Raw genomic sequence first — 13,135 nt, 5'->3', positions numbered from 1 at the left:
GTAATCTACACTGCTAACTTCTGATATAGCCTTTCTTTTCCTGCTATGGTAGCAACAAAGACTTCTCTGTTTAAGGCGTTTACGCTTGGTACGTTAGCGCTGTTTATGGTTGTGATGGCCGGCTACTTTTTCAAAGAGCTAGCCCGTTTAGAGGAAGATCCGCCTTACGCGTGTGAAGGCAACTGTGTGCCTGTTCGCTTTCACGTGAAATTTCCAAAGGTTAGTAAAACTGATGTGTTTCTGGCCGGCAGTTTCAATAACTGGAAGAGGGCTGACAAAACGTTGCGGCTAAATGAGAATCCGGATACCACATACTGGATAGAAGTGGATTTGCCTGCTGGTGAACCCATCAAGTATCGATATGCCCTCGGCGCAAGTGTTGGGTACTGGGAAGATCAACACAAAGACAGATATATTCGGCCGGAGGCAGGTATGCAGCGCCAGGATACGGTTAAACACTGGGGATTGCAGCAGTATCGGAATACATCGTTCAATCTCTACGAAATCAGTAGTGAACAGACAGAGTTCTTTCAGTTATTTCTTAAAGATCAGAACTTCGCGAGCGACACGATCGAGGGTGTCGATAGCTTGTTTGCCTGGGCAGAGCAACGCTGGGCTAAGGAGAGCCGGCTGTATTACCCCGCGTTCAATTTCCTGACCAGCGGAACGTATTTGTATCTGTATATGACCAATATTTCTGAAGGGTTCGTGTCAACGGAATTGACGTCGTGTCACGTTCAGACAAACTATGCGCTGCCAGCCTACTTGAGGGAATTGGAAATGGTGAAGGCTTCTGACGACCCGCGTAACTCGCCCGTATTGAGTCGCGGTATTTCTTCGCTTGCTCCGGTCTACTGTTATGGACTTTCTGATGCGTCCTGGGACCATCTCGACGCTGTCTATACGCAACTACCAGAGCAAATGAATCGGTTCATGAAAATGGAAGGGTCTGTATGGCGCAAAACGTTGGAGCGAGAGCAAGATCGTATTGCAACGTATGCTGTTGACATAAACTTTCAGCGGAGCGCGAGAGCCGGGGCACTGGATGAAGCCCACGCGCAACTCGCGGCCGTGCTTCAGGATACTGCTGCAGCGAATCTGAGCCTTAGCTGGCAAAAGGTACGGGTTATGACTATGACGCGAACCTTGCTGGACCAACATGTTAACCGTGGTGACATCGACGCAGCAAAAGAGACGCTGGCATTTATCGCCCGCGAAACGACGGGCTTTTTTGTCCCCGATGATTCCTTGGCTGCATGGTACGGCCGGCTGCCAGCTACAGACGATTCAGCGTTGTTCGAAATGCAACTCGCAACGATGGGCCGGTCTGTAATCAAAGGAGAAGGGGATCCGGTACAGTTTGCCGGCCTGTACACCAATCTAACCGATTCAACAACCTTCGACCTTGCTGCCCTCAATGGCAAGACCGTAGTACTCGATTTCTGGTCAACCAGTTGTCCGCCTTGCATTGGTGATATTCCTGACTTTGTCGCGTTCCAGAACCAGATCGTCAATCGTGATGATATTGTATTTGTCTCCGTTGCAGAGGATGCGCTGCACCTGGGGGGATATATTACCCATGAATCTGAAGCCGGCCAAAATAAAATTGCCAGCCGCCGGCGGACGTTGGAAGGCATCGCAAAAAACAAAGGCGTCAACTATATCCTGCTCTACGACGACCCCGCCAATCCCATTTCGTCGCACTTCACGGTAGATTATTTCCCCACCAAGTACCTCATCGACAACACCGGGCGTATTGTCTCCCAAATCCAGTCGGTGGATGAGGTGCCGTTGTAGCATTGCCTGCTGGTGTGTTAAACTACCAATCAAGGGTTATGAGCCTTTTACAGCGGGCTTCGTGTGTTTAATAGAGAAGCTCGGATACAAAAGCACAACTGTAGCTGAAGACTGCTTGCATATCCGGGTACAAACAGCGTGTTTCAAAAGTAAAAGCCGTGTTGAAATTGCGCGCTATCTTTCTGCTATTAAACCAGGTACGCAGCCATGAAAGGCCCCCGCAAAAAGGCGCACGGTACCGGACTATCCCGTCGTAAATTTATCGGCACAACTACAACTGCAACGCTGGGAAGTCTTGTTTTCTCTCAGGCTGCTTTTGCCCGTACATCTACCAAACCTGCTATGCTCACAGAATTATCCGGCACGTTCGATGAACTGCTCCCTCCAACCGCATCCACTATTTCTGATCTGGTCAAGCTGTATCTCGAACAGGCTGACAAACCACAGTTTTTAATGGCCCTGGCGCATCACAAAAAAGAAGTGGCGGTGCCCTATTATGAAGAAGCGTATTACGAAGAGCGAGACTTTACCAAGCTGGCGGAGTCGATGTTGCTCTTTGATAACATGCTGACCAATGGTCCGGACCAGGCAAAAGCTGTGCGCCGGCTGTATCAGCACTACTGCGTTAATACAGATGGTCCCATTCCGTTGAAAGCGCACGAAGATGCGTTCAACGTTTTTGAATGGACACAGGAGTATGCTGATCTGTTCAGTATTAAATTGGAAGAAGTCAAAGAGGGCGACAAAGTTGTCGAAACCCTCATGACGATCGACGACCCTGACAAACCTGTTCGGTGTGCTGCGTGGGGACGTATAAAAGGATGGAGCGGCGCGCGTTCGTTGCGCGATGTGGGGCAGGTGATGAACCACCGCAGGTATGGCCGCGATGATGTGATCCCGAGTATGCTGTTCCCGTTTGCATCAGATGCTGTATCGTACACGAAAGCCAATGCCATCTGGATGTCGGAATGCAGCCAACTGGCGTACATGCGTGAAGGGTATGTTCGGGATATGTTGACAGCGCCACAGTGGGGCTTTGACGCCGTGCACTGGATTGAAAACAGAAATACAGATACGCAGGGGTTTGTTGCCGTCAAAGACAGCCATATTGTAGTCAGCTTCAGAGGCACCAAAGAGCCTCGGGATTTTCTGACCGATTTGAATCTCCGCAAACAGCCTTTCCTCGATGACAAACGCAAGGGGCGCGTACATGTCGGGTTTAATCGTGCATTTGAAAGCATCAAAAATGACCTCGGGGCTGTGCTGGATAGCCTGGAGGCTGAGCAAGCCGGCCGGCCGATCTTTGTTACCGGCCACAGCCTCGGCGCAGCCATTGCGCAACTCACAGCCTGTGCGCTTGCCCACGAGGGGCGGAAAGTTGCGGCAGTCTATACATACGGAGCGCCTCGCGTGGGTAATGATGAGTTTTGCGATTTTTACAAGTCGCTGTTGAAAGATCGCACCTATTTGCATATCAACAACACCGACATTGTCACCAAAATTCCTACGCGCTGGCTCGGGTTTCGGCATACAGTAATGCCGGCGAAGCAGTTTGATAGCGGGCACGCGTTATCCGGGCTGGCAGAAATTGCTGAAGGTGTGGAGAGTATGGTCGCAAACCAGGAGTTGATGGAAGTGGCTGCCGCTGAAATTGAGCAGACCCTGGCGCATCTGGAAATAGACGACCTGACGCCTGACAATGAACTGGATCGGGTGAGCTACTCATCAAGCGGATTTGACGAAGGTGCAGTGAGCGACCACGGCATCTCACAATACCTGTTCAAGTTTGCCTGCTCGATTGTAGATGACAAGCTCGGCGCTTTGGGTTAAATCTCCGCAGTCGCCGAAAATACAAAACCCTCTCTATTGCAGATCGCCGTAGAGAGGGTTTTGAATGTGTGTCGAAGGGTATACTTACGGAATCCGGTTCAGTGTGTACCATGCTTCTGTGGTCCACAACGACCGGCCGGCTTCGCTGCTGAACGTTTCGTCGTTCAGGCGGAAGTACACCATGTGGTCAGGCTGTAACCCTCCGAGGGTGAGCTTGACGCGTTTGCGGTCGTCTGAGACCTCGATTTTTTCCATCGGCAGAGAGCGCTCGCTTCGTTTGGGTCCACCGTATTCAGCAGTTGGTAGATAATAAAACTGCGTGATGTTATAATCAGCGGCCTGTTCACCCACGCCATCAGCAAGTGGCTCGGTGAACTCAATTTCAAATCCGTCTGACGCCGCGCGAATCGCGAGCATTTCAAACACCGGGTTGCCTGTGTACGTCATCCGCTGCAAGCCAAACCATGTTTTACCCACGTGCCCCCAGTTGCCCGGATTGCCGATGCCGCCGATGTACAGCTTCTCATCCGGTCCCCAGACGAGGCGGTTGACGCCGGCTTCCAGTCCCTGGGTAAAGCGGAACAGCGCGCCCTGAAGTTGTCCGTCGATCTCTTCCACAAACACGCGCTTGATACCACCGTGCGTAACTTCACCGTGGATCATCTGGTTTTGATAGGGGCCAACGTTCAGGATGGCCGGCTGGGACGGCGAGTTGCCAATTTCATCTTGCGGTAGCCAGGACACCGGTTTCTTTTCGGTGAGTCCTGCAGTGCCTTCAAAGTCAACGGAGCGTGAGCCATAGAACTCCCCTTCAACGATGTGCACAACCTTGCTCGCCGGCAGCCAGTCTCCCTGATTATCTGCGACAAAAATTTCGTCGTTGATGCCGAGTCCAATGCCGTTTGGTGTCCGCAATCCTTTGGCGATGAATTCCACATCCCCCGTGTCTTTGTTGATTTTGACCACGGTGCCACGATCCGGATCTTGCGGATCAGCGCTGGCCCCGCCGGGCAGGATGGCGGTTGCCAGCGTAGCGTAGAAGTGGTTGTCTTTGTAGACGAGGCCAAAGGCAAACTCGTGGAAGTTACCGGTTGCGCCCCAGTCGTTGGCAACCGTTGCATAGACATCTGCAACGTCATCGCCGTCTTCGTCCACGAGTCGGGTGAGCTCTTGTTTCTGGAGGACATAAACCTCACCATCAACCACTTTTACCCCAAGTGGCTCGGCCAGCCCGCGGGCAATCTGCTTTACCTCAATCTGGTCGCGGTTTGGCTGGTTGATGTTGGATACGAGGTAGACCCCACCTTCACCGTCCCAGGTGCTTACGACAACGCGGCCGTCATCCATGACGTCGAGGCCACCAACCATCGGCTCAAAACTGTCTGGCCGGATGGTTTCCACAGCAAAGCTCGGGTGAACATCTTTGAGCGCCATCTGGTCGCCAGGCCGCTTGTCGTCGTTGCCCGTCAGTACCGCATATTCGACAGCTTCTTTGAGGTCGTCCTGGCTGTAGGTTAGCACTTCATTTGGGATAACTGAGAACCCATCATCGCCGCGTTTGGCCCATTGCAGGGAAAGTGCAGCACCGCCACCAGCCTGGAAAAAGTCGACCCGGATCGGGTAGGTGCCGGCGTCGAGCAGCAGTTCGCTGTCGCGTGGTTCAGGACCGTGCAGCCCATCGTGGTCAATAAGCATCCGGTCCCCGAGATAGAAACGCGCGCCGTCGTCAGCAACCAGACGGAATACATAGTTATCCGACTCCTCGATGGTGATGAAACCGGTAACCGATACAAAGAAATTGATCCGTACATCGCCCATATACCCTTCGTTGGGTGCGTGCAGGGCCGGCACGATACCCGAGTAGTACGGGGCATCTGAAAGTTCGAGTGTTTCAAGGGAATTAGGGCTGTTAGTAATTGCGTACATATTCACAGCGAGCCCATTGCTGCCGTCCCGTTGTTCTGTCAGCGGGTAGATATCGCCGGGCACATCAAGCGGGCCGCCACTCGTATTTTCTGCACCGCCGAGCGAGAGGATATATTCAACCATGCGCTTGGCATCTTCCTGCTCAAGGGTTGGATGCGGCGTCATTAATACTTCGCCCCAAACACCAGAGCCGCCCGAGATAATTTTGCCAGCGAGGCGAACTACCGTAAGGTCGTCTTTGGGATAACGCTCAGCAATAGCCACATAGGAGGGCCCCACTGTTTGCACTTCAGCATTGTGGCAGGCTGCGCAATCGCTGCCTTCAATGAGCTGCAAGCCGTAGGGTTTTGCTGGGCCCTCTTCTTGCGGCCGAACTACAGCCGGTTCGCCGAAGTAGCTCGTGAAGGTTGTGCTCTCGCCGTTGCGGAGGGTAAGCCAACCGCTAAGGCTCCCGTCCTCTTGTTCAGAAACTTCAAAGCCGCCATTGGTGGAGAAGCTGCGGTCGTTCAGTAGAGAGTTGAGGGTTACGGCAAGCATGACTTCTGCGTTAGCCGGCGCATTTTCTACAGTGAAAACGCGTTCCATGCCAGGGTTACCGTCGTTGTCGGTGACAAAAGAGGGGGCTTCGGTGACGAGCATGGTAGCGCCATCAGTAGCGCGTAATTCAACTTGAATGGATTGTTGGCCATCGCGTTCTGCGTGGCCTTTGTAGCGTACCTGCGGCGCAGCGGATACGCCGGCCTGCCTGATCATCCACGGAGAAGGTGTATTGGTCACGAGATACGCAGGGCCTTCACTGGTAGGCTGGGGACCATGGGCGGTTGTGTAGACGGCGCCACTAAAGTCGACCCCATCGCGCCAGACCCGGTAGAGTGCGCCCGTTTCAGCGCTGTAGGCCGTCCACAGGGCATCATCGAGCTTCATGGTAATCATCCGCGGCCGCTCATCGAGCACCGAGCGGAAAACGGTAGCTGATTCGTCAGGCTCGTAGCTGGGCCGGCAGGCTGAAAAAACTAAAAGGAGAAGTACAAAAAACCAATTGAGGTTGGCGGGCTTCATGTGTGTAATGGGTTTGATTGTATTTCGTGTACCCCTCGTATCAAACGAACAGGTGGGGAAGTTTCAAACATAAGGTTCCTGTTAAATCAAGACCTGCGTGTCAGCGCAATTTATGGATTCTTCGAGGGATTGGTTGAAGGTTACAAGTTGCAGGTTGAAAGTTTTTGGGCTGGATGGGTGGAAATGGGGTTTCATTGTTGAAATGGCCCGAGCAGACCGTCATCCCCAGCTTGACTGGGGATCCACAGGTATGGCAAACGGTGTGTTTGAGAAGTGATAACACACGTTGCACTTCTTTACAAAAACCTGTAACCAGAAACCTGCAACTTTCAACCGCAAATCCATGCATCCTCCAGGATGCATGGATTTGCTATATTTAAGTATCCAGTGATACAAGAAAGTGGAATCGATGTCCCAGTACAAAGAGAGTAGTGCGCTTGCCGGCGATTTGCCAGAGAAAAGTTTAGCCAACGACTTGCTCAACGTCGGCTCGTATGTTGAAACCCTGACAGACTTTATTGCGAGTGATGATGCAACCACACCCATGACCGTTGGGATTTACGGCAAGTGGGGTTCGGGGAAGACAACGCTCATGCGGATGGTGCAGAGTGAATTGCAAACCCATACGGCGTCCAAAAACTTTCCTGTGGTTTGGTTTGATGCCTGGAAGTATGACCGCGAAGAGGCGCTGTGGCGTGCCCTGATTTTGCGTGTGCTGGATACGGTACGCCGGCTGGAAATCGAAAAAGAGACGGCCAAACAAAAGAAAGCACGCGAGAAAAGGTTTGATACCATCGAACGCAGCCTGTACCACGCCATCGAAGTAGAAAAACCGGGTGAGGTGCAGTTCAACTGGGGGAAGATGGCGCAGGGCGCAGGCCAGGCAGTACTGCGCATGGGGTTAAGCATGGTGCCACTGGTTGGGCCGCTGTTGCCGGCGTTGCTGAAAGGCGACAAAACGCCTACCGAAAACGAACTCAAAACCCTGTTTGAAACCATAGAAAGCGAGCGGTACAAAGAACACCGCGAACGGATGCGCTCCCTCGAAGAATTTCAGGACGCGTTTGGGACCCTGATCAAAGAGACGCTGCGCGACACCGGCCGAAAACTCGTGGTGTTTATTGACGATCTCGATCGCTGCCGGCCCGATAAATCCATCGAGGTCCTGGAGTCGATCAAGCTGTTTATGGATGTGGAAGGGTGTTTCTTTGTCCTCGGGCTGGACCATGGTGTCATCAGCCGGGGTGTGGAGATCAAGTACCGCGAGTTGGGCTGGAACGATGAAAAACGTATCGATCTGGACCCAGAGTACGCCATGGAAGGCCGGCGGTACCTCGAAAAAATAATCCAGGTACCTTTTGAGATTCCTCCCATTGAAGGCAACGTGATGCGGGAGTTTGTGCAAAAGCTGGTCAAAGACTGGCCCGATCCCGCGTGTGCCGAAGTGTTTGCAGAAGGCATGGGTGAAAGTCCCCGGCAGGTGAAACGCACGGTAAACACGTTCCTGTTACTCTGGAAGCTGGTGCAAAAACAGGAAGCAGAGCAAATCCGCCCGATCCGGTTGGCGAAGGTGGTAGCGCTACAGCAAGCGGTGCCGGCGGTGTACGACCGCATCAAACAAACCCCGCGCCTGCTGCGCGACCTGGATGGATATTTCAGAGCGTTGCGCGAAAGCGCAGCCGACAAAACCCCGCAGCCTGAATCAGTTAGACAAACGCCAGAGCCGCCGCAAGCTTTGCAGGCATACGTCAGTGATCCGGTGCTCAAACGCATTATGGAGGCAAACCTTGCGCTCCCAGATGCTTCGTTTGAATCGCTCCCGCTGGACGAACTGCGCCGCTATTTCACGCTGACCCGGAGCATTAAAACAACTCCTGAAATTGTCCCCGAAAGCAATTATCAACCGTTTGAGTACGAGCCTGATACTGTGCCTATTGCAGCCGGAGAGTTCTGGATGGGGACAACGCCTGAGCAGCAAAAGAAAATAGGTCATGAATTCAAAAGAGAGCTACCCAAACATAAAGTGAACACGAGTGCTTACCGAATAGGTAAATTTCCAGTAACTAACGTAGAGTATCAAGCATTTGTGCAAGAGACGAAACACCGCGAACCAAGCCATTGGAGTGGAGGAAGTTTCCCTTCAGACCTGAGCGATCATCCTGTTGTCAACGTAAGCTGGGATGATGCAACTGCGTATTGTGCGTGGTTAAGAGATAAAACTGGTCGAGAAGTGATGTTACCAACAGAGGCCCAATGGGAAAAGGCTGCCCGTGGTATGGAGGATGATCGTATATATCCCTGGGGTGACGCGTGGGATGAGAAAAAGCTCAATACCGGCACGGGCGCAACATCAACGGTAGGTTCTTTTTCTCCGGACGGCGACAGTCCTTTTGGTTGTGTAGATATGGCGGGCAATGTTTGGGAATGGTGTCAGGATTGGTTTGATGAAAGTGAATACAAGAAGCGGGGGGATAGCGTTTTAACTGATCCTACTGGGCCTGATAAGGGGAGATCACGCGTTTTGCGCGGCGGTTCGTTCGACCTCAACTCGTACCACTGTCGTTGCTCTGCGCGCAACTTCCACTATCCGGATTACCGCGACCTCAGCTACGGTTTTCGGATCGTGGTTCTCTCTTCCCCGATGACCGATGAAAACGATGGACGATGAACGCGATGAATCGAATGGTACAGGTTTATGAAACACGAACAAATGCCTATATTCACCCGCACGTTTGATTTGTTGACCTGGCTATTGCCGGTGACCAATCATTTCCCGAAGGCGCACCGGCATACGGTTACGCAGCGCTTGTTGAATGCCGCATTTGATGTCAGAGAACGCCTCGAAGAGGCGAATGCACGCAAAGGGAATGAACGCCGGCAGCGGTTACGGTTGGCAGATGAGGCACTGGCCAAAGTACGGTTGTATTTGCGGCTGGCAGAACGCTGGAAATGGCTGACGCCGGGGCAATACAAACACGTTTCGCTGATGGTGGACGAAGTGGGCCGCATTATGGGCGGCTGGATCAAAGCGGAACGTTAAAAAGGCAATCACACAGTCGCGTGCTGTGTTTATTGCGGGGGCAGGCTCGAAGCAACGCGTTTTGCGCGGCGGTTCGTTCAACAACAACACGAACAACTGTCGTTGCTCCGCGCGCAACAACAACAATCCAGATAACCGCTACAGCAGCCACGGTTTTCGGATCGTGGTTCTCCCTTCCGCGATGGTCGATGAACCCGATGAACGATGATCCGATGAACCCGCACGCAGTGCGCGGCCTATGAAAGGGATAGGGGGCGCGGGGCGGTTTTGTGGAGGGACTTAGCGTTGTTTTTTGACGTAGCGTGAGATGGCAGTGTGCTACCCCCCAAAAAAGCCACTCGGCATTCCTTTCTGGATACCGGGTCAAGCCCGGCATGACGTGGAGGGGGTGGTCGACGCGTGGTTGCAAAGCCACCCTGCACTTTCGCTGTCCTCCAGAACTGGCGAAGGATCCCACCGGGTCAGGCACTCCCCCATGTCCTCCTGAGCCGTGCGAAGGATCTGGGCAAGCAGCCCGCATGGTGATACGATGAGTTGTGCCATGCCTGTGGATACCGGATCAAGTCCGGCATGACGTGGGGGAAGGCACGAACCTCGCTCAATCCGGCAGCGCAAACGCCACCAGCGAGCCGCCGGCTGGGCGGTTGGTCTTCCAGCCACCTGCCGAGATAATCACGTATTGCTTGCCATCAACCATGTAAGTACTCGGTGTGGCATTGCCCCCAAACGGCAAGTCATGCGCCCATAAGATCTCGCCAGTCTCAGCGTCGAAGGCGCGCATGGTTTCGTCGGCTGTGGCGCCGATGAAAATGAGTCCGCTCGCGGTGACTACGGGGCCGCCGTAGTTTTCGGTGCCGGTGGGTGGGATGCCGCGGGCGGTGAGTTCTTTGTACTCACCGAGCGGGACTTTCCACTTGATTTCACCCGTGTTCAAATCGACTGCATTGAGCGTACCCCAGGGTGGTTTGATGGCCGGATAGCCTTCGTCGTCTTGCCAGCGGTGGAAGCCGCGGAAGATGTAGGGCTGGAGGTCTTCGTCTGATGCGTCTGCTTCAGGTTGCGCTTCGCCGTACAGGAAGTCAACAATGGCCGCGCGGTCGTTGTCGGGCAGGTGGTCGAAGGCCGGCATCCGCGCACCGCCGTTGGCGATGAGTTGTGCTACGGCTTCTTTGGAGAGGCGATTGGGGGTGTCGATGAGTCCGGGGAAACCACCGCCCGGATCGCCGGCGCGGTTGATGCCATGGCACGAGGCACACCGCACCCGATACTGGATTTCGCCGCGCGATATAGGCGCGCCGCCATCGCTGCGCGTTTTTACGAGCTGGTAAAACCAGGGGATTTCGTTGATGTTGACGTACAGCATACCACCGGGGCCAATTGCTGCGCCACCCCATTCCATGCCGCCGTCATAACCGGGAAAAATAATGGTCTGGTCGAGGCTTGGTGGTGGAAATGCGCCATAGGTGCCCATTCTCGCAAGCGACTCAGTAGTCATCTGATTTGCTTCCGGGGAGATGTTGGATACATCATCTTCGGTATACCGGTCCCGCATCAGGCGCGCCGGTTTGGTGGGCCGGGGCTGCGTAGGCCATGCTTTCATGTCCGGAAGTTGGGAGGCTGCTTGCGGCTCCTCTTCAATGGGCCAGAGCGGTTCGCCGGTTACGCGGTCGAAAACATAGAGGTAGCCCATTTTGGTGCCCTGCGCAACAACGTCCCGTAGTTCGCCATCATGTACCACAGTGAGCAGGTTGGGTGGGGTTGGGGCATCCATGTCCCACAGGTCGTGGTGTACAAACTGGAAGTGCCACATGTATTCGCCCGTGTTGGCATCGATGGCGATGAGGGAGTTGGCGTACAGGTTCTTCCCCCAGCGGTCGCCGCCGTAGAAATCGGGGCCGGCTGTTTCTGTGGAGGAATACACAATGCCGCGCTCAGTGTCGATAGCGATGCCCGACCAGTCGGAAGCGCCGCCTGTTTTGTCGAGGTATCCTTCGGGCCAGGTTTCAGAGCCAGGCTCATCCGGTCGTGGCAGGGTGTGGAAAATCCACTTTCGCTCGCCTGTGCGGACATCAAAGGCACGGACGGCGCCCGGCGTGTCTTCGGGTACAGCGGTACCCATAATCATCATGTCGTTGTAAATGTAGCCAGGGGTATGCAACCGCACTGTGGGTTCACCTTCCACATCCAGCATGCCACCCATGTGCACCGAGCCACCCTCTCCAAAAGAAGAAATGGACGCACCGGTTTTGGCATCAACGGCGTAGAGCCGGGGGCCTTTGCCGACAAACACCCAGTGGCTGTCCGCGCCATTGCTCCAGTACATGAGTCCGCGTGACGACCGGGAGGGTTGTACTTCAGTGACGGAATCCGGGTCGAAGGTCCAGAGTTCCTCGCCCGTTGCGCCGTTGAGCGCAGTGAGTAGGTGGCCTGGTGTTGGGGTGTACACGACGCCGTCAATGACAAGGTTGTTCGCCTGGTATTGCGCGCTGTCGCCCGTGATGTGCTCCCAGGCAACTTCAAGCCGGGCGACGTTGGTTTTTGTTATTTGATCAAGCGAAGAGTATTGGCTGCTGCTGTTGTGGCCGAGGTATTCCGCCCAGTCTGCGCCGGCGCCGATGGGCGTGGGATGTTGCGGGGTGCAGCCGGCTATTGTGACAGCGAGTAGAACCAACGTTATGATGCTAACAGAAATTCGCGGCGAGGCACCGCTTTGGTGGCATCGGACAGTCATGGCGGAGTAGATGGATTTTAAGGGAGTCACGTGCCTCTAATCTATAAAAAAACGCTGTGCTATTCGAAAATGGCTTTAAAAATTCCACGAGAGGCTATATTGAAAGGGTTTTGGACCTGTTAGTATTCCGCGTAAAACAATGAAAAAGCTCCTTGTCGTATCAATTTTCGCCCTGTTTTTAAGTACAACGTTCATCCTTGTGGCTACAGGGCAAACGGTACCCGCTAAGAAAGCACTGGCCATACTCGGAGACTTCTGGCATGGCGTTGCGCCGCTGGACATCGCCATTGTGGGGCAATTGAATAAGAAAGGATATGTTACGGATGTCATACCCGATTACGATGTGCCTTTTGATGCACTTTCCACGTACGACCTGATTGTTTTGAGTCGTTATTATATCGACGACTACAAAAAATTAGAGACCAGAGAGCCGGATCCGAGGAAATATGGGTGGTTGACGCCCGAAGAGGAGGAAGCTATTGAGGCGTATGTTTTAGCCGGCGGCAGCTTGTTTTTGCATCACGATGGGATTGGTTATTACCCGCGAGACGGTGCCATTGTACGGCTGGCTAAAGCCTACTTTGTGAACCACCCGCCAGTGGTTGATATAGCGGTGGTCCCAGTGGGAGCATATGGCGGACTCAATGAAAACGTAGAGCCCTTCATCATCCGTGACGAGGAATTCAGGGTGGAATTAGATCCGGCGGAGACCAACGTGTTTATGGAGAGCTATTCCGAAGCAAACGGCCACG

General features: G+C 53.8%; 7 protein-coding genes. 5 read left to right on the top strand and 2 right to left on the bottom strand.

From position 1 onward, the window contains the following. The first annotated feature begins 45 nt into the window (after nt 1-45). Nucleotides 46-1,797 carry a redoxin family protein gene (locus AAF564_07745; protein ID MEM8485428.1) on the top strand — a complete coding sequence of 584 codons (1,752 nt, stop codon included), beginning with the start codon at nt 46-48 and terminating at the stop codon, nt 1,795-1,797. 207 nt (nt 1,798-2,004) lie between these two features. Beyond that, nucleotides 2,005-3,627, top strand: coding sequence for a lipase family protein (locus tag AAF564_07740; protein MEM8485427.1), 1,623 nt, complete (start codon nt 2,005-2,007; stop codon nt 3,625-3,627). Nucleotides 3,628-3,711: 84 nt separating this feature from the next. On the opposite strand, the gene AAF564_07735 is transcribed toward AAF564_07740, so the two are convergent. Continuing rightward, complete coding sequence (locus AAF564_07735) at nt 3,712-6,612, bottom strand: PA14 domain-containing protein (GenBank protein MEM8485426.1); 2,901 nt, start codon at nt 6,610-6,612, stop codon at nt 3,712-3,714. Between the two features lie 409 nt (nt 6,613-7,021). On the opposite strand from AAF564_07735, the gene AAF564_07730 reads away from it, so the two are divergent. Next, entirely contained in the window at nt 7,022-9,280 is a 2,259-nt protein-coding gene (locus AAF564_07730; GenBank protein MEM8485425.1) for an SUMF1/EgtB/PvdO family nonheme iron enzyme, read from the top strand. A 27-nt stretch (nt 9,281-9,307) separates the two neighbouring features. After that, nucleotides 9,308-9,652, top strand: coding sequence for a diversity-generating retroelement protein Avd (gene avd, locus AAF564_07725; GenBank protein ID MEM8485424.1), 345 nt, complete (start codon nt 9,308-9,310; stop codon nt 9,650-9,652). 598 nt (nt 9,653-10,250) lie between these two features. Here avd and AAF564_07720 read toward each other — a convergent pair. After that, nucleotides 10,251-12,383 (bottom strand): pyrroloquinoline quinone-dependent dehydrogenase, encoded by a 2,133-nt coding sequence (locus AAF564_07720; protein MEM8485423.1) that lies wholly within the window; start codon nt 12,381-12,383, stop codon nt 10,251-10,253. A 139-nt stretch (nt 12,384-12,522) separates the two neighbouring features. Here AAF564_07720 and AAF564_07715 point away from each other — a divergent pair. Next, the coding region (locus tag AAF564_07715) for a hypothetical protein (protein MEM8485422.1) at nt 12,523-13,135 on the top strand (613 nt) is incomplete at its 3' end.

The organism is Bacteroidota bacterium (assembly GCA_039111535.1).
GTDB lineage: Bacteria > Bacteroidota > Rhodothermia > Rhodothermales > JAHQVL01 > JBCCIM01.
This window is presented reverse-complemented; position numbering and strand designations above follow the sequence as displayed.